Genomic DNA, 20,671 nt, shown 5'->3' on the forward strand with positions numbered 1-20,671 from the left:
GTCCCTGTGCAAGTGAGGTGCACAATGTGGGGCGGCGATTAACCGATGATTAACCGTGACGGCCTTGTGACAAAGGCACTTGCGGCATAATGTCCGCTTAATCGGCCACCGGCCTAATCACCTTTTTTTCAACAGGTCTCACCATGCACGTACTGGTTTGCGAAGACGATGAGCTGATCGCCAGCGGCATTGTCGCCGGCCTCACTGCCCAGGGCCTGACGGTGGAGCACGTCAACACTGCCTCGAAGGCCCGGGCCATGCTCAAGGTCGCCGAGTTCGACGTGATGGTGCTCGACCTCGGTCTGCCGGATGAAGACGGGCTCAAGCTATTGCAGCAGTTGCGCCATCATGGCCTGGAGATTCCGGTGCTGATCCTCACCGCCCGGGATTCGGTGACCGACCGCGTCGATGGCCTGCAAGCGGGGGCCGACGATTACCTGCTCAAGCCATTCGACCTGCGCGAACTCGCCGCACGCCTGCACACGTTGTTGCGACGGGTGGCGGGGCGCAGCGTCAACCTGATCGAACACGGCCGCTTGACGTACGACCCGAGCAGCCGCGAAACCATGCTTGGCGGTCAGCCAGTGGACCTTTCCCGTCGCGAACAGTCACTGTTGCAAGCCTTGCTGCACAACCGTGGCCGGGTGCTGTCCACCGAGCAGTTGAAAGACAGCGTCTATGGGTTCAACGACGAACTGGAAAGCAACGCCCTCAACGTGCATATCCATCACCTGCGGCGCAAACTGGGTAATGGCATTGTCGAGACCGTGCGCGGCCTGGGCTACCGCCTGGGGCCGGCCGATGATGGGGAGGAAGTGAAAAAGTGATGAGTCTGCGTTTGCGCCTGAGCCTGACGCTCGGCGCCGCATTTGCGCTGATCTGGGCCCTGGCAGCGGCCTGGATGCTCAGCGACCTGCGCAACCAGATGATGTTTTCCCTCGACCAGCGGCTGGTGGCATCGGCGCGCATGGTCGCCGGCCTGATGGAGCAACTGCCGCCGTTGCCGACCAAGGGCGAGGGCACCCATTTCAGTGCGGAACAACTGAATATTCCTGGTGGGATGGCGTGTCAGGTCAGCTCGTTGCGCGGCGAAATCCTCGCCCGCAGCCACACCGATCCACAACAAACACTGGAAGCCGAGAAAATGGGCTTCCACGATCAGATGATCGACGGCGCGCCGTGGCGCAGTTTCACCCTGGCCCGTGGCGATCTGCGCATCACCACGGCGGATCGGCAGATCGAACGTGAAGCGCTCAACATGTCGATCCTGCTGGCCGCTTCGGTGCCGGTGGGCGTGGCGTTGCTCGGTTGCCTGTGCCTGCTGTGGCTGGGGATCGGCCAGGGCCTGGCGCCGCTGAACCGCATGCGCGATGCCTTGATGCGACGCAGCGCCGACTCGCTGGAACCCTTGCAGATTCAGCCGCTGCCCAGTGAATTGCAACCGTTGCTGGACACTCAGAACCAGCTGTTCCAGCGCATCGGCAAGACTATCGAGCGCGAACGCCGATTAACCGGCGACGCGGCCCACGAATTGCGCAGCCCGCTGACGGCCATCAAGACCCACCTGCAAGTCGCGCGCATGACCGATGGCGCGGCACGGGATCAGTCCCTGGCGCGGGCCGAAGAGGGCGCCGACCGTCTGCACCGCACGCTTGAGCAATTGTTGTTGCTGGCAAGGGTCGAGGGCAGTCTGTCGTTCGACGACGGAGTGCAATGCAGCGCCGAGCAAGTGGCGAAACTGGCGATTCAGGATGCCGCCAGCGGTGATCGTCAGCGGATCAAATTCAAGCTGCCGCCGAAGCTCTCCCATGCGCCGGTACAAATGCCGGCGGTGCTGTCGATCGCGGCGCTGCGCAACCTGCTGGACAACGCCCTGCGCCATACCCCGAACGACGGTGCGGTAGAACTGAGCCTGGTAACCACCGGCAACCGCGTGCAGTTCGTCGTGCGCGACCATGGGCCAGGCATTGCCGAGGACGATATGCAACACCTGACCCAACGCTTCTGGCGCAACGGACAGAGCACCGGCTGCGGTCTGGGGTTGGCGATTGTCCAGGCGATTGTTCAGCGTTGTGGCTGCACGCTGCATTTCGACAGCCGACCGGATGGCTTGCGGGTTGAGCTGACGATGCCGTTGCAAACGGTCTAACAAACGACATACATCCTTGTAGGAGCAGAGCTTGCTCGCGAAGACGTCCGTACAGTTAACATCAACGTTGAATGTACGGACGTCTTCGCGAGCAAGCTCTGCTCCTACAGGGGGTGTGTTGCACATCAAATGTAACGTCTCGCCATTGGCGTTCTGACGGCCACCAGCGCTATCGTGCCCGGCAGCTTTTTCTCAATGGATTGAGGTTACAGCGCCATGGAAACTCCCCTACACATCTGCAAGGCAACCCCCGCCGACGCCGGTATCATCAGCCGGATCGTCGAGCGTTCCATTCGCGTCGGCTGCGCGCTCGATCATCGCAATGACCCGCAAACCGTCGCCACCTGGACCCACAACAAAACCGTCGAACACATTCAACCGTGGCTGACCGACCAACGGCTGTACCTGAACATCGCCCTGTTGCAGGACAAACCGGTCGGCGTCGCGATGGCGGCGATCAGCGGCAAGCTTGCGTTCTGTTACGTGCAGCCGGAATGGTTTCGTCGTGGCGTCGGGCAAGCGTTGGTGCGCGACCTTGAAGGCTGGCTGATCGATAACGGGCTGGCTCGGGTACGACTCAACAGCACCCGGACCAGCGAAGCCTTTTACCGGCATCTGGGTTATCAGCCCTGTGCCGAAACCTTCACCGTAGCCGGGCTTCGTGCCATCCCCATGCACAAGGGCCTGACCCCGCCTTCATAGAAAGCCGTGCAAGGGTCTAAATCCTCGGCGCCCTGATGCGTTTCCAGAACAGGAAAACCTTATTGAGGGGTCGAGAGATGTCAGTCGCTACCAGCCTTATGGAAGATCAGTCGGCCCGGATCGCTCCGGCGCCGGCCGAAACGCTTTATCAGTTCAACGAATCGCCATTGCTGGCGCGCCAGAGCCAGCAGGAGTCGAATGCCCGCAGCTACCCGCGACGCATTCCCCTGGCACTCAAGCGCGCGAAGGGCATTTATGTCGAAGACGTCGAAGGCCGCAGCTTCATCGACTGCCTTGCCGGCGCCGGAACGCTGGCCCTGGGGCATAACCATCCGGTGGTGATCGAAGCGATCCAGCAAGTGCTGACCGATGAACTGCCGCTGCACACCCTCGACCTGACCACCCCGGTCAAGGATCAATTCGTCCAGGACCTGTTCGGTCTGCTGCCGCCAGCCCTGGCTACGGAAGCAAAAATCCAGTTCTGCGGCCCGACCGGCACCGACGCCGTGGAAGCCGCGCTGAAACTGGTGCGCACCGCCACTGGTCGCAGCACCGTGCTGTCGTTCCAGGGCGGTTATCACGGCATGAGCCAGGGCGCGCTGAGCCTGATGGGCAGCCTGGGGCCGAAAAAACCGTTGGGCGCATTGCTCAGCAGTGGTGTGCAGTTCATGCCGTATCCCTACGATTACCGTTGCCCGTTCGGCCTCGGCGGCGCGCAGGGCGTGCAGGTCAACCTGAACTACCTGGAAAACCTGCTGAACGATCCCGAGGCGGGTGTGCAATTGCCGGCGGCAGTGATCGTCGAGGCCGTTCAGGGCGAGGGCGGGGTGATCCCGGCTGATCTCGATTGGTTGCGCGGTCTGCGTCGCATCACCGAAAAGGCGGGTGTGGCGTTGATCGTTGACGAAATCCAGAGCGGTTTCGCCCGCACCGGCAAGATGTTTGCCTTCGAGCACGCCGGGATCATTCCGGACGTGGTGGTGATGTCCAAGGCCATCGGCGGCAGCTTGCCGCTGGCGGTGGTGGTCTATCGCGACTGGCTCGACACCTGGTTGCCGGGCGCTCACGCCGGGACCTTCCGTGGCAACCAAATGGCCATGGCGGCGGGCTCCGCAGTGATGCGTTACCTGACCGAGCACAAGGTTTGCGAACACGCTGCCGCCATGGGCGAGCGCTTGAGCGAACACCTGCGCATTCTTCAGCGGGATTTCCCGCAACTGGGCGATATTCGCGGTCGCGGCTTGATGCTTGGCGTCGAACTGGTTGACCCGGCCGGCGTGCCGGATGTGCAGGGGCATCCACCGATCTTCGCTCGACTGGCGCCGCTGGTGCAGCGTGAATGCCTCAAGCGTGGGTTGATTCTTGAACTGGGCGGTCGGCATGGCGGTGTGGTGCGCTTCCTGCCGCCGCTGGTGATTACCGCTGCGGAAATCGATCGGGTGGCGGAGATTTTTGGCCGGGCGATGGCTGCTGCCACTGCCAGCCTCTAAATTTTCCGGGCCCCGCAACGTTCTTTCTACATAACGGCTGCGCACGCAGTGCAGCCCACCCTTACAGCGATGGAGAGACACCATGACGTCAGTATTCGACCGCGAGGACATCCTCTTTCAGGTCGTGGTCAACCACGAAGAGCAGTACTCGATCTGGCCCGACTACAAGGCCGTGCCGGAGGGCTGGCGCACCGTGGGCAAGAGTGGTCTGAAAAAGGAATGCCTGGCTTACATCGAAGAAACCTGGACCGATATGCGTCCGCTGAGTTTGCGCAAGAAGATGGAAGAGCAGGCGGCTGTGGCTCACTGAAGTCTTCGCACAAAAAGAAGCCCGCTGGACCGATAAGGTCAGCGGGCTTTTTTGCGCCTGCATGTTGTGACGTCGGGCACGAATTTGTAGGAGCCAGCTTGCTGGCGATGGCGGCCTAGTAGCCGACCTGTATTTTTGGGTCGAGTACATATCCATTCCTGCGGTAACGGCCGCTAATGGTTTCGCCCTTACGGCGAGTCCCTTTTTCAAACGCCAAAAAGGAACCAAAAGGCTTTGCCCCTGACGTGCGGCCCTTCGCCTAGGCTCAGGGTTCCCTCGCTCCGGTCCTGCTCCGTGGGCCCGCCGCCATCGGCCATCCCTGGCCGGGGGCGGCTACCGCGGCATCCTTGCCGCGGTGCCCACTGCGCAGAACCTCCACTCGGCCTCCCGACGGGGCAGATCAAAAGCCAAAGCAAAATCAAAAGCCAAAGCGAGGCGGCCTGCGAGCCGACCTGTCTCTATGACCCGACGCATTCCCCTGTAGGAGCCGGCTTGCTGGCGATGGCGTCCGTTCAGTCAACAAACTAGTGTCTGACCCACCGCTATCGTCGGAACGCCGCCCGCAGCAAGCCGGCTCCTACACGGGGATTGGGTTCACACGACTCAAAATTGTAGGAGCTGGCTTGCCAGCGATGGGCGTCAACGATAACGCGGGGTGTCTGAATGAACGCGGTGTCTGGGCGTTTTTCGCCGGCAAGCCGGCTCCTACAGGGAATCCCATACGCTTTTGATTTTCACCACTCATCAGGCCGAGCGTTAGCTCGCCTTCCGCTTTTGATCTGAGCGCCCCCTCGAGAGGCCGAGTGGAGGTTCTGCGCAGTGGGCAACCCGGCATGGATGCCGGGTTAGCCGCCCCCGGCCATGGATGGCCGATGGCGGCGGGCCCACGGAGCAGGACCGGAGCGAGGGTATGCCGAGCCTAGGCGAGGCACCGAACGAAAGGGGCAAGAGCCCTTGGTTACTTGGGGCTTTTCCAAGTGACTCGCCGTAAGGGCGAAACCAATATCAGCCGTTACCGCAGCAATGGATATGTACACCTGAAAGGAAATGGCCGGCTATCAGGCCGTCATCGCCGGCAAGCCGGCTCCTACAAGGGATTTGTGTAACGCCCATTGTAGGAGCCGGCTTGCCGGCGAAGAACGATAACGCGGTCCAACTGACGTCACGCCCCACTCAACCCCTTGATCACCAAATCCACATTCCCCTCCAGCTCAGCCACCGGATCCGCCGCGTCCACACTCAAAACGACCAACCGGCTCCCGGCCTCGGCAATCACCGCTTTCACTGCGTCCGACGGCTGCCGATGATGCAACACCACCGCCACGTCATTGTCCTTGAGCGTCACACCCAATTGCTTCAGCGCCTCCGGTGTCCACTCGGCGTCAGGCCGTGCATCGAGACCGATCAGTTCCAGATTGAGCCCGCCAATCAAGTAGCCAAAGTGATCGCTCAGGCTCATCACGCTCAGATTGTCAGCACTGGCCAGCCGCGCTTCGCTGTTGGCGCTGAACTTGAGCAAGCGCTGTTTCAGTGTCGCAAGGTTGGCCTCGATCACAGGCTTTGCAGCAGGTGCAAGACGCACCAGGTCCGCCGCCATCACATCCGCCATGCGCCCCATGTTGTTGCTGGAAAACCACGGCTGGCTGTTCAAGCCATCGACCTTGTTGCCCGGCTGCACGGCGATGCCGGGCAGGGCACCGTCCACCGGGCGAGCGGCGTCGACTTCGACGATGCGAATATTGCTGCGCCGGGCGATCGGGTACAGCGGATCATCCGCCCACAACGAACGCAGACCAATCACCGCATCGGCGTCAGTCGCCAGTTTGGCCAATGCCGGCGCGCCGCGCCCGGTGAAGTAAGCCGTCTGACGACTGCCGGGCAGGTTCGCCGGCGCCGCGCGTTCAAGGTTGACGTTGGTGCCCTTGAGCAATACTTCGCCCAGACCATAAGTGATCGGCAAGGACGCCAGCACATGCAACGGTTTGGCGCTGTCCGCCGCAAACGAGGTATTGACCAGCCCGCACAGGGCGACGGCCAGGGTCAGTTGACGCAGAGAAAAAGACATTTATCCGAGGTTCCCTTTCAGGCTGGGGACGACGCCGCGCGCAATGGCGGCGAGGGCGAAGGCGATACCGGCCACCAGAATGATCGCGGCGCCGGATGGGATCGGCAGGTCGAACACAATCGGCGCAAGAATCCCGCACAGCGTGCTGACCGTGGCGATCAGTACCGAGCACCAGAAGAATCCCTTGAGCGACTGGCTGAGCAATCGCGCTGCCGCTGCCGGAATCACCAACAGCGCACCCACCAGAATCGCCCCGATGACTTTCACTGCCGCCACAGTGATCAGCGTCACCAGAATCACGAACAGGTAATCCAGGGTCTTCACCGCGACGCCGCGCACCGCCGCCAGTTGCGGGTTGAAACTGGCGAGCATGATGCGGTTGTACAGCGGCAAGGCCAGCGCCATCACCAGCGAACCGACGATGGCCAGCACCAGCAAGTCATTTCCGTTGACGGTCAGCACCGAACCGAACAGCACGTTCTCCAGAATGTGCACGTTGATCTTGCCCGCCAGAATCAACAGCAGGCTCGCGCCCAGTGCCAGCGACACCGACAGGAACACGCCGATCAAGGTATCTGGCGCCAGCCCCGTACGGTTACGCAGGTAATTCAGCAATATCCCGAACAGCAGGCAGTAACCGAACAAGCTGCCATAGGGCCCGGTGTAGGGTTCGCCAAGCAGAATGCCAATGGCCACGCCAGTCAGCGCCGCGTGACCCACCGCTTCGGAGAAAAACGCGAAGCGCTTGACCACCACCAGCGTGCCCAAGCCGCCCAGCACAGGGCCGATCAGCAAACCGGCAAGCAGCGCGTTGACCACGAATCCATAGGCCAGCGCCTCAGGCAGATAACCCGAAGACGCCCAGCCCTGAACCATCAAGCGAAAGGCTTCGTAACTCATCAGACAGCGCTCCGTGGATGGGTCGAGAACAGGGTCAGCAAACGTTCCGGGGTCAGTGCCTGTTTCGGCGTGGCATCGAACAGTACCCGGCGATTGAGTCCGGTGACGCGATCCGCCAGACGCCCGACCGCTTCCAGATCATGCTCGATCCACAGCACGGTGATCCCGCTCTGACGCCAGTCGCCGAGCAGCCGTTCGAACACCTGAATGCCCGCCTCATCGAGGGCCGACATCGGCTCATCGAGCACCAGCAATTGCGGCGCCGGGATCAGTCCCTGTGCGAGCAACACGCGCTGACGTTCGCCACCGGACAAGGCGCCCATGCGCCGCTTGCGCTTGTCCTGCATGCCGACCCGTTCCAGCGCTTCGCCAATCGCTGCCGCGTAATGCTTGCTCAACCCGAGGAACGCCGGGCGTCGCTGGCACATCGCGGCCATGAAATCGTCGACGGTCATCGGCAAGCCGCGATCAAACTCCAGCGCTTGCGGCACGTAGCCGATGGTGCCGGGGGCGCCGGGCCATTGCAGGCTCAAGCGGCCCTGATGCGGCATCTGCCCGAGCAGGGTCTTGATCAACGAACTCTTGCCGCCACCGTTAGGGCCGACCAACGCATGCACACTGCCGGGCTGAACCTGGAAGGTGACCTGGTCAAGGATCGTCGTGCGCCCCAGGGTCAAACTGACCTCCGCAAAATCCAGCGTCGGCCCGGAAACCTGTAGGAGCCGGCTTGCCGGCGATAGCGGAATGTCATTCAACGATGATGTCGGCTGACCCGACGCCTTCGCGAGCAGGCTCGCTCCCACAGGGGATTCGCTGAGTGTTTCTTTAGCGGTCATTGCCCCGACTCCTGAATCGCCCGGACCACGGTGTTGAGGTTGCCGGTCATTTCCTTTTCATACTTGTCGGCGGTGTATTCGCCATAGGAAATGTGCGACAGCGGGTACAGCTTCACCCCGGATTCACGCTGGATGGTTTCGACGTAGGTGGACGGGAAATCCATCTCCGAGAAAATCACTTTCACGTCCAGTTCGCGCAGTTGATCGATGGTCTTTTTCAGCTGGCTCGGGCTCGGTTCGATGCCGTGGGCCGGTTCGACCACAGCGGTCACTTCCAGGCCGAACTCGCGCAGCAGGTAATCGTAAGCCGCATGAACCGTGGCCACGCGCAGTTCGGCGTTCGGCGCCTGGGTCAGTTTCGCCAGGGCGTCGGCGCGCATCTGCCGCAGGCGTTTGCCGTAGGCGCGGGCGTTTTGGGTGTAGGTCTTGGCGTTGGCCGGGTCGAGCTTGCCGAGTTCCCGCGCAATGTTATTGACCTGGGCAATGGAGGCGCTGATCGACAGGAAAGTGTGCGGGTTCACGACTTTGCCGGCACCGCGCGCGGCAACACCGGTGGCGGCCAGCAGCGGTACGTTTTCGTTGGCTTCGATCACGGCCACGTTCGGCGTTTCGCTGGCGGCGATCATGCGGTCGGCGAAGTCGTCATGACCGACGCCGTTGAGCACGATCACGTCCAGCCCGCTGATGCGCTTGATGTCTTCGGCGCGGGGCTCGTAGGCATGCGGGTTGAAACCCGCCGGAATCAGCGGCACCACTTCGGCCTTGTCGCCGACGATGTTGGCCACGTAGCTGTAATAAGGGTGCAGGGTGATGCCGATGCGCAGGCGCTTGGCTTCGTCGGCGCCGGCCAGTGGCGTCAGCAGCAAGGCAAGCAGGCCGATCAGCAGCGGCCGCAGGAATGAACGTGGAGATGAAATAGGCATGGGAAAGCGGTCTTCTCTCGGGTGAAGGCGAGGGTTCAGTGCCGGTGCTGGCGGGTCACGCCGGCATCGAATTGCGCGACGATCTGCTGCCAGCCGGCGCTTTCGAGCGCGGCGTCCGTGACGTCGGCCGGGGCTTTGAGGTCGGCGCCACGGTTGAGCCAGATGTCTGGCGCATCGTCGTCGGCAGTCAGGCGCATCAGAAACGAACCGGCCACGGCGGACGTCTGGCTCTGGCCGAAATACGCCTTGGCGTCGAGCAATTGCCAGGCATGCGCGCCACGGCTGACGGAACTGGCGTCCTGGGCAAACGGCGCAAAACCTTCGTCCGCCAGGGCTTCAGGTGTCGGCAGGGTTTGCTGTTCCTGACGCAGCAGGTGAATCTCGTCCAGCGTCACCCGCAGGTCGGCGTAGATGCCTTGCTCGGAGGCACTGAGGTCGCGGCGGGCATCCAGTTGATGGCTGCTGACGGTGCTGATTTCCTGGGACTCGTGACGCCAGGCGACAACCGAACCGGCGACCGCCAGGATCATCAGGCACAGCAACAATACATACAGGGTTTCATGGCCGGCACCGGCCGGGCGGACGACATGGGTAGTTGGCGTACTCATGGGGCTTGGATGTCCGCTTGGTCGATCTCGACGACGTGGCCGGGACCGGCATCGAACAGCACATAAAATTCGGCGCTGGGCTTCTTGAAGGTCAGTTTGGAATCGGCACCGAGCTTGCCCGGCACCAGGATGGTTTCGTCGTAGCCGATCACATCCAGGGTCACGCCCGGTGCGCCGCTGCCGTCGGAGAAACCGCCGGTGCACTGGATCTGCTCGGCGTCGATGGCCTTGCACTCGCACATCGGGTTGTGGGCCAGGGCGCTGGCGCTGAAGCCGGCGCACAGCACCAGCAAAACGGCGTGGAGAGGGCGAAATGCGTTGCTCATGGTTTGCCTCCTTGTTTGTTCAGCCACTCGAGGGTGGCGGGGGATGCCTGGCTCAGCGGGATGGACGCTTGATGCATCGCGCCGTCCCAGCCTTCCATGGTGATCCACAGCTCGGCGTCGGCCTTGGTTTTTTCCGGGATCGGCAGCATGGCGCCCATGCGGTAGGGCGTGCCGAAGAAAATCACCCCGGCGGCGCGCAGGCTGCGCGGTTTGCCGATGCGCAGGTAAGTCGCCTTGACCTGCTCGCGGCAGCTGTCGCACAGCGCCGCGTTGAAACTCTTCATGTAACCGGCCGGGCCATCGGGCCGCGGTGCTTCGTTGCGAAGTTCCGCCAGGCGCAGGCTCCACGGCCCGACCTGAACTTCACCGATTTCCCGCTCGCCCAGGCCGGTGTCCCCGCGAAACAGCGCGGCATCGGCAAAGTACTTGGGCATGAAACCCAGCGGCACCAGCAACAGCAAAACGTTGATGTGGAAGCGCCATTTGTGCCAGAAGCGGCTCAGTCTGGACCCCGGTTTTTCGGCGGCGAACAGGCTCATTGGCTGACCTCCGTGGTGTCGTGGCTCGTGACGTGAGTGGCATCGGCAGCGCGAGGACGTTTGTTGCTGCGCTTGAGGGCGTTAGCGGTGGCCAACGCAGTGCGCTTGGTCCAGATCAGCAGGCCGCTGAGGACCATCATGCTCAGGAGCAGGCCGAAGAAGAACCAGATCAGCTTGATCCAGAGCCCGCCGAAATCGCCGGTGTGCAGCGGCCGCATCGATTCGGTCACCAGCTCCAGCCCCGAGCGGTCCGAGAGCAGGCGGGTCACGGCGACGTCGCCGGTGTACGGGTTGATTTCGGCAGTCTGGAACATCAGCGGATACCAGCTGCGGCCACCCACCGAGAGGTAACTGTAGGCATTGGCGGGCAGGCTGATGAAGCTGTCTTCGAGGCCGGGAATGCGTGCCTTCGCTTCACGGATTGCCGTTTCCAGGCTGATCATCGGTGCCGGCGAGCCGTCGGCGGTGAGGGGCACGCTCTCACGCGGGACCACCGGCGCCACCGGGGCGGTGGAAATCGTGATCTGGTTATCGAACATGAACGCTTCGATCAGGAACCAGGTGCTGGTGACGGAAATCACCGCGATGAACCAGATCGACCAGATGCCGCTGAGGCGGTGAAAGTCGCCCCAGAAAATCCGCGCTCCGTGACGCAGGCGCAGGGTCGGTCGCAAAAAGCCTTTCCAGAAGCGCTTGTAGACCACCAGCCCGGTAATCAGCGAAGCCAGCAGCGGCAGGCTGAGAAACGACACCAAATACCAGCCCCAGCTGTAGCCATTGGTGAACGGCACCAGCCACCAACCGTGCAAGGCGCGGGTGAAGGCCCTGAAGTTGAATTGCGGAGCCGTGCCCTGGATCACGCCGCTGTACGGGTTGACGTAGACCACCACCGAACGGCCGTCGGGGTAGGTCACTTCCACGTCCAGGGCGAAATGCGTTTCGTCAGGTCGGCTGATGCTTTCGACCAGGATCTGCGGCTCGGCCTGCTTGATCGCGGCGATGAGCTGGTCATAGCTCAACAGCGGCGCATCATCGGAAGGTTGGCTGGCGCGCATTTGCGGGTTGGCCAGCCAGACGATTTCCTGGCTGATCACCGCCAGCGTGCCGGTCACACAGACGATCAGCACAAAAAACCAGATGGGCAGGGCCAGCCAGCTGTGGACCAGAAACCAGAGTTTTGAGCGGGATTTCTTCGACATGATTAAGGTCTTGTATCGATGAGAGGGCCTCTGCTGCGGGCTTCCCAGCGTGGGGTCCATGAAAAGTGCGGTCGTGGCTTTTGCCTACGCGAACCGCCTGCATCTATATAAGACGAATGAGAATCAGAAATCCCGAACCTCGATATGAAAGTAAATGTTTCGTATTCCTGTGAACGCAAAACCTTGTAGGAGTGAGCCTGCTCGCGATAGCGGTATTTCTGTCGATATCAATGTTGAATGACACACCGCTATCGCGAGCAGGCTCACTCCTACATACGGTGTTGCCTTGATCCAACACGAACCATGTTCCAAGGGATCACTCTGCGGCCATTGATGGGGCCGGGCGACTGCCTAAGATGGGGCGCAGACGCCTGAAACCCGCGAGCCTGAGCGAATATCCCCATGACTTCAGCAAGAACCCTTTACGACAAACACATCGATTCCCACACGGTGTGTCGCCTCGATGACCAGGGCCACGTCCTGTTGTACATCGACCGCCAGGTCATCAACGAATACACCAGCCCCCAGGCTTTCAGCGGTTTGCGCGAAGCCAAGCGCGGGGTCTGGCGCCCCGGCACCGCGCTGGCGGTGGTCGATCACGTCAACCCCACGGCACCCAACCGCATTGCGGCGATGTCGGACGCCGGCGGTGCGCGGCAAGTGTCGTACCTGGCGGAAAACTGCCGGGACTTCGGCATCGAATTGCTCGACATCCTCGACAAACGCCAGGGCATCGAGCACGTCATCGCCCCCGAACAGGGGTTCATCCTGCCGGGCATGGTGATTGCCGCAGGCGACAGCCACACCACGACTTACGGCGCCCTCGGCGCATTCGGTTTCGGTATCGGCACGTCGGAGATCGAACACCTGCTGGCGTCCCAGACCCTGGTCTACAAACGCTTGAAAACCCTGCGCGTGACGGTGGACGGCGAGCTGGCGCCGGGGCTGACATCCAAGGACGTGATCATGGCGCTGATCGGCCGGATCGGCGCGTCCGGGGCCACGGGCTACGCCATCGAGTTTCGCGGTTCGACCATCGATGCGCTGAGCGTCGAAGCGCGCATGACCATCTGCAACATGGCGGTGGAGGCGGGCGCACGGGGGGCGTTCATGGCGCCGGACGACAAAGTGTTCGCCTACCTCAAGGACAAACCCCGCGCGCCCAAAGGTGTGCTGTGGGAGCAAGCGGTGCAGACATGGCGCGCCTTGCACAGCGATGCCGACGCACTGTTCGACCGTGAAGTGTCGCTGGACGCCAGCGCGCTGGAGCCGATGGTCACCTGGGGCACCAGCCCGGATCAGGCCTCGCCGATCGGCGCCCGCGTGCCGGACCCGCAAGACATCAGCGACCTGATCCTGCGCCAGGACATGCGCCGCGCCCTGACTTACATGGGCCTCGAAGCGGGTATGCCGCTGAGCGACATCGTCATCAGCCACGCGTTTATCGGCTCCTGCACCAACGCCCGCATCGAAGACCTGCGCGACGCCGCCAGCGTGGTGCGCGGCAAACGCGTCGCCGAACACGTGCGGGCGATGATCGTGCCGGGTTCCACCGAAGTGCGCGATCAGGCCGAAGCCGAAGGCCTGGCAGCGATTTTTATCGATGCCGGTTTCGAGTGGCGTCAGTCCGGGTGCTCGATGTGCCTGGCGATGAACGACGACGTGCTGGCGCCGGGCGACCGCTGCGCCTCCAGCACCAACCGCAATTTCGAAGGCCGCCAGGGCGCCGGTGCCCGTACGCACTTGATGAGCCCGGCGATGGTCGCTGCGGCGGCGATCACTGGCCGCTTGACCGACATCCGTCATTTTGGAGCCCGCGCATGAGCCTGCAACCCTTCACTCAAGTCAGCGGCAAAGCCGCGCCAATGCTCGCGGCCAACATCGACACCGACGTGATCATGCCCAAACAGTTTCTCAAGGGCATCGACCGTTCCGGGCTGGATCGGGGTTTGTTTTTTGATCTGCGTTTTTTGCCTGACGGCCAAGCCAACCCTGCGTTCGTGCTCAATCAACCGGCCTGGCAGGGCGCGAGTTTCATGGTGGTCGGGCCGAATTTCGGCTGCGGGTCGAGCCGTGAACATGCGGTATGGGGATTAAAGCAGATGGGCATCCGCGCGCTGATCGGCAGCAGTTTTGCGGGGATTTTTTATGACAACTGCCAGCGTAATGGGGTGCTGCTGATTACGCTGGATGAGCCTGTGTTGCAGCGGCTCGGGCAAGTGGTCAGTCAGCCAGAGACGGCGCTGATCAACGTTGATCTGGAAACGCAGCAGATTCGTCTTCAAGGCGAGGTCATCCCCTTCGAAATCGACACCCTGCGCAAAACCGCGCTGGTGCTGGGCCTCGACGCCATCGGCAGCACCTTGCAGCGCAGCGAACAAATCAAAGCCTTCGAACACCAACACCTGACCGCCAACCCCTGGCTGAGCTGAAATCGCCTTCGCGGGCAAGCCTCGCTCCTACAGGGGATTGAGTCGCACCTGTAGGAGCGAGGCTTGCCCGCGAAGAGGCCCGCCCATACACCGCAAATCAAACCGACAACCCTTTGAAATGCTCCTGCAAAAACTCCACACACGCGCGCAACTTCCCGGAGTACGCCAGCCGCGTCGGGTACACCGCCCAGACGTTGGCGCTCTGGGTGTATCCGGGCAGCACCTGCACCAATCGCCCCTGCTCCAGCAACGGCTTCACATCCCACAGTGACCGCAACAACACCCCGCGCCCATCCAGTGCCCACTGCAAGACAATTTCGCCGTTATTGGACGACAACGGTCCGCTGACCCGCACACTCTCCTGGACCCCGTCGTGTTCCAGGTTCCAGATGCCGAAGGCGTTATCGCGCTCCTTGATCACCAGGCAATGATGCTGCTCCAGATCACCCAGCACCTGTGGTGTGCCATGGCGTTGCAGATAACCGGGCGCCGCGCACAACACCCGCCGATTGCTCACCAGTCGCCGGCCGATGTGCTGACCGGGGATGTCATCGCCGACACGGATCTCCAGGTCGAACCCTTCGCTGACGATGTCCACCACCCGATCAAACAGGTCGAGGCGAATCTCCAGGTCCGGGTAACGTTCGGCCAGCAGTGACAGGGCGGGCGCCACGTGATTGCGCCCGAAGCCGAAACTGCTGCACAAATGCAGACGCCCGCGAGGGCTGTCGTGGGCGTCGGAGAGTTCGTCGTGCAGTTGCTGGAAATCATCGAGAATCCGCAACGCCCAGCGCTGCACGCGCTCACCGTCCTCGGTCAGGGCGATGCGGCGACTGGTGCGGTGCAGCAGCCGCGTGCCGAGGGTGGTTTCGAGAATCTGGATGCGCTTGCTGACGTAGGCGGGCGACAGGCCCAGTTCATCCGCTGCGGCGGCGAAACCGCTTTTACGAATGACGGTAAGTAATACACGCAGGTCTTCGGGCAGGGGCACGGTGTCTTTCTTGGTGGTCATGACAGAACGGGCACTGGCGGCATGAGCCGCCAGCATAGCATCGGTGTGAACGTTGACTTACTCAGCAGACAGCTTGGCCGCCGCCGCTGCTGCCCGAGCGTGGCGCCCGCGTTTGAGGGCAATCGGCGCCATCTTGCTGCGGTCCAGTTCACCTTCCCAGGCGGCCACCACCAGCGCTGCGACGGCGTTGCCGATGATGTTGGTCAGGGATCGGCATTCGGCCATGAAACGGTCGACACCGAGGATCAGCACCATCGCCGCCACCGGCACGGTCGGCACTACGGCCAGGCTCGCCGCCAGCGCCACGAACCCCGCACCGACCACCGCACCCGCGCCTTTGGAGGTGAGCATCGCCACGGCCAGCAAGGTCAGTTGCTGCTCAAGGCTTAAGTCAATGTTGGTCGCCTGCGCCAAAAACAGCACCGCCAGCGTCATGTAAATGTTGGTGCCGTCCAGGTTGAAGGTGTAGCCGGTCGGCACGACAATCCCCACCACGCCTTTGGAGGCGCCCAGGCTTTCGAGTTTCTGGATCAACTGCGGCAGTGCCGATTCCGAAGAGCTGGTGCCGAGTACGATCAACAGTTCAGCCTTGATGTACGCCAGCAGTTTGAAAATGCTGAAGCCGGCATAACGGGCAATGCTGCCGAGCACGCACGCAATGAAAATCAACGCGGTCAGGTAGAACGTGCCGATCAGCTTCAACAGCGGCAGCAACGAGCCGAGTCCGTACTTGCCGATGGTGAACGCAATCGCGCCAAACGCCCCGATCGGTGCGACGCGGCTGATGATGCCGACGATGCGGAAAAACACTTCGCTAGCCTGATTGATCACGTTCACCAGTGGCCGGCCCTTTTCACCGACCATCACCAGCGCAATGCCGAACAGCACCGAGACGAACAGCACGGGCAAGATTTCACCCTTGGAGAAGGCATCAAAAAAAGTCGTCGGAATCACGTGCAGCAAAAAACCGGTGATGCCTTCGCCGTGTTCGGCCTGACCGACAAAACCGGCAATCGCCGACGAATCCAGCGTCTTCACATCAATGTTGAACCCCGCGCCCGGATGCAGCGCATGCGCCGCCAGCAGGCCGATCAACAGCGCAAGGCTGGAGACGATTTCGAAGTACAGCAGCGCCTTGCCACCGACCCGGCCGACCTGTTTCACATCGTGCATGCTGGTGATTCCGGAGACCACCGTGCAGAAGATGATCGGGCCGATGATCATCTTGATCAGCTTGATGAAACCGTCACCCAACGGCTTGAGGTCGATGCCGATCTGCGGCCAGAAATGGCCGATCACAATGCCCAGCGCGATGGCGATGAGCACCTGCACGTAGAGGGTTCCCAGCAGTTTCTTGATGGTCATTTTTATTATCTCGAGACGGTTTTTGGGCATGACGATCCCGCGCAGGCCAGTGACGGCCTGCGGCGGAAAGTGGATTCAGATCAGTACGGCGCGGCTGTCAGCGCAGGAAAGCCAGGACTTCGGCGAGCAGCAGCTCGGGGGCTTCTTCGGCGATGTAATGGCCGGCGGGCAGCGCTTTGCCGCGCACGTCGGTGGCCACGTGTTGCCATTCCTTGAGCGGTTCGAAGCAGCGGCCGACCGTGCCTTCGGCACCCCACAGCACCAGCAGCGGTAAGTTCAGATGATGGCCGGCGTCGATGTCGGCGCGGTCGTGATCCAGATCGATGCTGGCGCTGGCCCGGTAGTCCTCGCAGATCCCGCGTGCGGTGCCCGGCTGTTTCAGGCAGCGCAGGTATTCGCCAAAGGCCTCGGCAGTGAACGGCTTGAGCCCGGCACTGCGACTGCCCATCACGCTGCGCAGATAGGATTCGGGATCGGCCTCGATCAGGGTTTCCGGCAACGGAGCGGGGCGGATCAGGAAGAACCAGTGCCAATAGGCGCGGGCAAAGGCTTCATTGGTTTGCGTGTACATCGACAGCGTCGGCGCGATGTCGAGCAACACCATGCGTTGCACGGCCTGCGGATGATCCAGCGCCAGGCGATGGGCAACCCGGGCACCACGGTCGTGCGCAAGCACCGAGAACTGCTCGAAGCCCAGGGACTTCATCAGCTCGATGCTGTCCTTGGCCATTTCCCGTTTGGAATAGTTGGTGTGATGGTCGTTGGCCAGCGGTTTGCCGCTGTCGCCGTAACCGCGCAGGTCGGCAGCGACTACGGTGAAGTGCGCGGCCAGTTGTTCGGCAACCTTGTGCCAGATGACGTGGGTCTGCGGGTGACCGTGCAGCAACAGCAGGCCCGGCCCGCTGCCGCCGATGCGGTAGGCAATGTCCACACCGTTGACGTGGCGCTGGTCTTTGAGGAATCCGGCGAACATGGGATGACTCCTTGTTGTAGTTGCCTGCATCCTGAAATTGTTCGGCGACTACGGCAAGGCGCAAAGCGTGGTGCGCTTGTTCATGAAGTGTGTTGTCTCGGAGGCCGCCTTCGCGGGCAAGCCTCGCTCCTACAAAAGCACAACCGGACCTGTAGGAGCGAGGCTTGCCCGCGAAGAGGCCGGATCAAGCACTGAAAATCTCAACCCTGCTGAAACATCTCCTTGGCCCGCTGCTCAATCTGCGCCTGGGTCAAATCTTCCTTGCGCGTGGCCAGAAACCACAAATGCCCATACGGATCTTTCAACGTTCCCGAACGGTCGCCGTAAAACTGATCCTTGACCTCGGACACCACCGTGGCGCCTGCCGCAATCGCCTGTTTGTAGGACTTGTCCACATCGTTCACATACAGGTGCAAGCCCACGGACGGTGACTTGTCCGGATTGCTCAACGGCCCCTGATCGCACGGCGTGCCGAGCATGATCGGGCAGTCGCCGATGCGCAGTTCGGCGTGGCCGATGCTGCCGTCGGGCATGGACAGGCGCATGACTTCGGTCGCGCCGAAGGCTTTCTTGTAGAACTCGATGGCTTCGACCGCTTTTTGAATGCCCAGATAAGGGGTGATGCTGTGATAACCCTCTGGAATGGGTTTGACGCTCATGACGATTCTCCCTGTCTATTGTTGAATTGAAGGTAGTCCTTCGCCGGTTTCCGACCGGATAACTATAGGCCAGCGCCTTTTACACATCCGAGTGCCCGACGAGCAGCAGCGCCACTGTTCGGCCATAAACAGTGAAGCAGCAGAATGCTCGGGTTTCTCACTGAATAACCGTTGAAACCCCCCGAAACTGCCCGAAAACACAGGGCCGGGCGGTCAGGCACAGAAGCTGCAATGTCCTCCGGTAAACACTGTTGCCGAGAGACTTGTATGCCTGAATCTGCCGTTTATCCGATCAACCCGCCGGCCGCCCATCGGATCGCCGATGAAGCCGAAGCCTTGCGTGTGGCCGAGCGCGTCGCCGAGGTCTTGCTGGAGCAGGACGCCGAGCGCGACCGTACGCGCCAGGTGCCCGCCGAGATCGTCGACCTGTATTCCAACAGTGGCTTGTGGGGCATCAGCGTTCCAAAGGAATTTGGTGGCGCGCAGGTGTCCTACGCGGTGCTGGCGCAGGTCATTGCGATCATCTCGGCGGCCGATCCGTCCCTGGGGCAGATCCCGCAAAACCACTATTGCCTGCTGGAAGACATCCGCCTGCAAGGCACGCCCGAGCAGCAGGCACATTTCTTCGGCCTGGCGCTGCAAGGTCATCGCTTTGCCAATGCGCTGTCGGAAACCGGCGGCAAAAACGTGCAGGACATTCAGGCGACCGTTCGCCGTTATGGCGACGGGCATGTGATCAACGGTCGCAAGGGTTATTGCACCGGTTCGCTCTACGCCCATTGGCTGGCGGTGCTGGCGCTGGATGAAGAGCAGAGGGGCCAGTTGTCCTTCGTCGAACGCGGCACCCCAGGGCTGGTGATCGTCGACGACTGGGACAGCATCGGTCAGCGCACCACGTCCAGCGGCACGGTGCTGGCCGAGGACCTGCACGTCCCGGCATTCAACGTGTTCCCGACGTATCGTTCCTATGAAAGCCCGACTCTGGCCGGCCCGTTCGCGCAATTGACCACCGCCGCCATCGACGCCGGCATCGCCCGCGCAGCGCTGCGTGACACCATCGCCTTCGTGCAGCAATTCGCCCGGCCATGGATTGATGCGGGTGTTGAAAAGGCCAGTGAAGATCCGCTGACCATCATTCAGGTCGGTGGCCTGGAGATTCGCCTGGAAGCTGCCGAAGCCTTGCTGGAACGCGCCGGTTGGGCGCTGGATGCGGCGCGCCCGGCACCCAATGAAGACAACGTCGCCCGAGCGTCCCTCGCGGTGGCCAAAGCCAAAGTGCTGACCACCGAAATCGCCATCGAAGCCACCAACAAACTGTTCGAACTCGGTGGCACCCGTTCGACCTTGAAGAAGCACAACTTCGACCGGCACTGGCGCAACGCACGGGTGCACACCCTGCATGACCCGGTGCGCTGGAAATACCACGTGGTCGGCAACTGGCTGCTCAACGGCGTTAAACCGCCGCGTCACGACTGGTCCTGATCATGGCCGAATGGTTCAAAAACATTTACTGGGCGGACATTGGCCAGGCCTGTCTCGACACCTTGAGCATGCTCGGTGCCGCCCTCGGTTTTACCGTGCTGCTGGGGTTGCCGCTGGGGGTGGTGCTGTTCCTCACCGGCAAGCGCCAGTTGCACGAAGCCATCGGCGTTTACCGGGTGTTGTCGGTGATCGTGAACATGCTGCGTTCGCTGCCGTTCATCATTTTGCTGATTGTGTTGATTCCACTGACAACGCTGCTGGTCGGCACTTCGCTGGGCGTGCCGGGGACCATTCCGCCGCTGGTGGTTGGCTGCACGCCGTTCTTCGCGCGGCTGGTGGAAACCGCCTTGCGCGAAGTCGATCGCGGCGTCGTGGAGGCGACCCAGGCCATGGGCGGCACCACCTGGCAAATCATCCGCCACACCTTGTTGCCCGAGGCTCGTGGCGGGTTGCTGGCGGCGGTCACCGTCACCGCAATCGTGCTGGTGGATTACACGGCGATGGCCGGGGTGATTGGTGGCGGTGGCCTGGGCGACCTGGCGATCCGCTACGGCTACCAGCGATTCCAGACCGACGTGATGGTGGTCACCGTGGTGCTTTTGCTGATCCTGGTCCAGGCCCTGCAAATGACCGGCGACCGATTGGTGGCGCGCTACAGCCGACGATAAACATTCGACTCAACAAAAAAACTCAGGCCTTAC

The 20,671-nt window shown here is 62.0% G+C and carries 21 protein-coding genes; 9 read left to right on the forward strand and 12 right to left on the reverse strand.

Going from position 1 to position 20,671, the window contains the following annotated elements; translation table 11 throughout:
- Positions 1-143: 143 nt before the first annotated feature.
- The 5 genes from KGB24_RS20305 to KGB24_RS20325 all read left to right on the forward strand — a co-directional run bounded on the left by KGB24_RS20305 (position 144) and on the right by KGB24_RS20325 (position 4,651).
- A complete protein-coding gene (locus KGB24_RS20305) occupies positions 144-827 on the forward strand; it encodes a response regulator (protein WP_008033711.1) in 684 nt (227 codons plus the stop codon).
- Complete coding sequence (locus KGB24_RS20310; protein WP_223415861.1) at positions 824-2,149, forward strand: ATP-binding protein; 1,326 nt, start codon at positions 824-826, stop codon at positions 2,147-2,149. Before KGB24_RS20305 ends, KGB24_RS20310 begins: the two co-directional genes overlap by 4 nt.
- 216 nt (positions 2,150-2,365) lie before the next feature.
- Positions 2,366-2,851, forward strand: a complete 486-nt coding sequence (locus KGB24_RS20315) for a GNAT family N-acetyltransferase (protein ID WP_223415862.1) — start codon at positions 2,366-2,368, stop codon at positions 2,849-2,851.
- 77 nt (positions 2,852-2,928) lie between these two features.
- Positions 2,929-4,341, forward strand: coding sequence for an aspartate aminotransferase family protein (locus tag KGB24_RS20320; RefSeq protein ID WP_223415863.1), 1,413 nt, complete (start codon positions 2,929-2,931; stop codon positions 4,339-4,341).
- A gap of 82 nt (positions 4,342-4,423) precedes the next feature.
- A complete protein-coding gene (locus tag KGB24_RS20325) occupies positions 4,424-4,651 on the forward strand; it encodes an MbtH family protein (RefSeq protein WP_008033724.1) in 228 nt (75 codons plus the stop codon).
- A 1,162-nt stretch (positions 4,652-5,813) separates the two neighbouring features.
- Here the strand turns inward: KGB24_RS20325 and KGB24_RS20330 are convergent.
- Genes KGB24_RS20330 through KGB24_RS20365 form a run of 8 tightly spaced genes read right to left on the reverse strand, consistent with a single transcriptional unit; the run spans position 5,814 to position 12,047 of the window.
- On the reverse strand, positions 5,814-6,716 hold the full coding sequence (locus KGB24_RS20330) for a metal ABC transporter substrate-binding protein (protein WP_223415864.1): 903 nt from the start codon (positions 6,714-6,716) through the stop codon (positions 5,814-5,816).
- Complete coding sequence (locus KGB24_RS20335; RefSeq protein WP_003226663.1) at positions 6,717-7,616, reverse strand: metal ABC transporter permease; 900 nt, start codon at positions 7,614-7,616, stop codon at positions 6,717-6,719.
- On the reverse strand, positions 7,616-8,452 hold the full coding sequence (locus tag KGB24_RS20340) for a metal ABC transporter ATP-binding protein (RefSeq protein ID WP_223415865.1): 837 nt from the start codon (positions 8,450-8,452) through the stop codon (positions 7,616-7,618). The genes KGB24_RS20335 and KGB24_RS20340 overlap by 1 nt, the downstream gene beginning before the upstream one ends.
- Positions 8,449-9,375: a metal ABC transporter substrate-binding protein gene (locus tag KGB24_RS20345; RefSeq protein WP_223415866.1), complete on the reverse strand. Its 927-nt coding sequence runs from the start codon at positions 9,373-9,375 to the stop codon at positions 8,449-8,451. The genes KGB24_RS20340 and KGB24_RS20345 overlap by 4 nt, the downstream gene beginning before the upstream one ends.
- Positions 9,376-9,410: 35 nt before the next feature.
- Positions 9,411-9,983, reverse strand: coding sequence for a DUF6162 family protein (locus KGB24_RS20350; protein WP_223415867.1), 573 nt, complete (start codon positions 9,981-9,983; stop codon positions 9,411-9,413).
- Positions 9,980-10,309, reverse strand: a complete 330-nt coding sequence (locus KGB24_RS20355) for a hypothetical protein (protein WP_008032642.1) — start codon at positions 10,307-10,309, stop codon at positions 9,980-9,982. Before KGB24_RS20355 ends, KGB24_RS20350 begins: the two co-directional genes overlap by 4 nt.
- Positions 10,306-10,848 (reverse strand): hypothetical protein, encoded by a 543-nt coding sequence (locus tag KGB24_RS20360; RefSeq protein ID WP_008032641.1) that lies wholly within the window; start codon positions 10,846-10,848, stop codon positions 10,306-10,308. The genes KGB24_RS20355 and KGB24_RS20360 overlap by 4 nt, the downstream gene beginning before the upstream one ends.
- The gene (locus tag KGB24_RS20365; RefSeq protein ID WP_008043032.1) at positions 10,845-12,047 is read right to left on the reverse strand and encodes a PepSY-associated TM helix domain-containing protein; all 1,203 of its coding nucleotides are present in this window, start codon (positions 12,045-12,047) and stop codon (positions 10,845-10,847) included. Before KGB24_RS20365 ends, KGB24_RS20360 begins: the two co-directional genes overlap by 4 nt.
- A 402-nt stretch (positions 12,048-12,449) precedes the next feature.
- On the opposite strand from KGB24_RS20365, the gene leuC reads away from it, so the two are divergent.
- Entirely contained in the window at positions 12,450-13,871 is a 1,422-nt protein-coding gene (leuC, locus tag KGB24_RS20370; RefSeq protein ID WP_223415868.1) for a 3-isopropylmalate dehydratase large subunit, read from the forward strand.
- Entirely contained in the window at positions 13,868-14,479 is a 612-nt protein-coding gene (gene leuD, locus KGB24_RS20375; protein WP_223415869.1) for a 3-isopropylmalate dehydratase small subunit, read from the forward strand. Before leuC ends, leuD begins: the two co-directional genes overlap by 4 nt.
- 97 nt (positions 14,480-14,576) lie before the next feature.
- Here the strand turns inward: leuD and KGB24_RS20380 are convergent, their stop codons facing one another.
- The 4 genes from KGB24_RS20380 to KGB24_RS20395 form a co-directional block, all read right to left on the reverse strand.
- A complete protein-coding gene (locus KGB24_RS20380) occupies positions 14,577-15,527 on the reverse strand; it encodes a LysR substrate-binding domain-containing protein (protein ID WP_317846488.1) in 951 nt (316 codons plus the stop codon).
- A gap of 21 nt (positions 15,528-15,548) precedes the next feature.
- Positions 15,549-16,856, reverse strand: coding sequence for a C4-dicarboxylate transporter DctA (gene dctA / locus KGB24_RS20385; RefSeq protein ID WP_032829031.1), 1,308 nt, complete (start codon positions 16,854-16,856; stop codon positions 15,549-15,551).
- A gap of 97 nt (positions 16,857-16,953) precedes the next feature.
- Positions 16,954-17,829, reverse strand: coding sequence for an alpha/beta fold hydrolase (locus KGB24_RS20390; protein WP_008032629.1), 876 nt, complete (start codon positions 17,827-17,829; stop codon positions 16,954-16,956).
- 200 nt (positions 17,830-18,029) lie between these two features.
- Entirely contained in the window at positions 18,030-18,488 is a 459-nt protein-coding gene (locus KGB24_RS20395; protein WP_008032627.1) for a VOC family protein, read from the reverse strand.
- Between the two features lie 267 nt (positions 18,489-18,755).
- On the opposite strand from KGB24_RS20395, the gene KGB24_RS20400 reads away from it, so the two are divergent.
- Positions 18,756-19,970, forward strand: coding sequence for an SfnB family sulfur acquisition oxidoreductase (locus tag KGB24_RS20400; RefSeq protein ID WP_223415871.1), 1,215 nt, complete (start codon positions 18,756-18,758; stop codon positions 19,968-19,970).
- Positions 19,971-19,972: 2 nt separating this feature from the next.
- Positions 19,973-20,638, forward strand: coding sequence for a methionine ABC transporter permease (locus KGB24_RS20405; RefSeq protein WP_008032624.1), 666 nt, complete (start codon positions 19,973-19,975; stop codon positions 20,636-20,638).
- Positions 20,639-20,671: the final 33 nt, after the last annotated feature.

This window comes from Pseudomonas sp. BF-RE-25 (genome assembly GCF_019956105.1).
Lineage (GTDB): Bacteria > Pseudomonadota > Gammaproteobacteria > Pseudomonadales > Pseudomonadaceae > Aquipseudomonas > Aquipseudomonas migulae.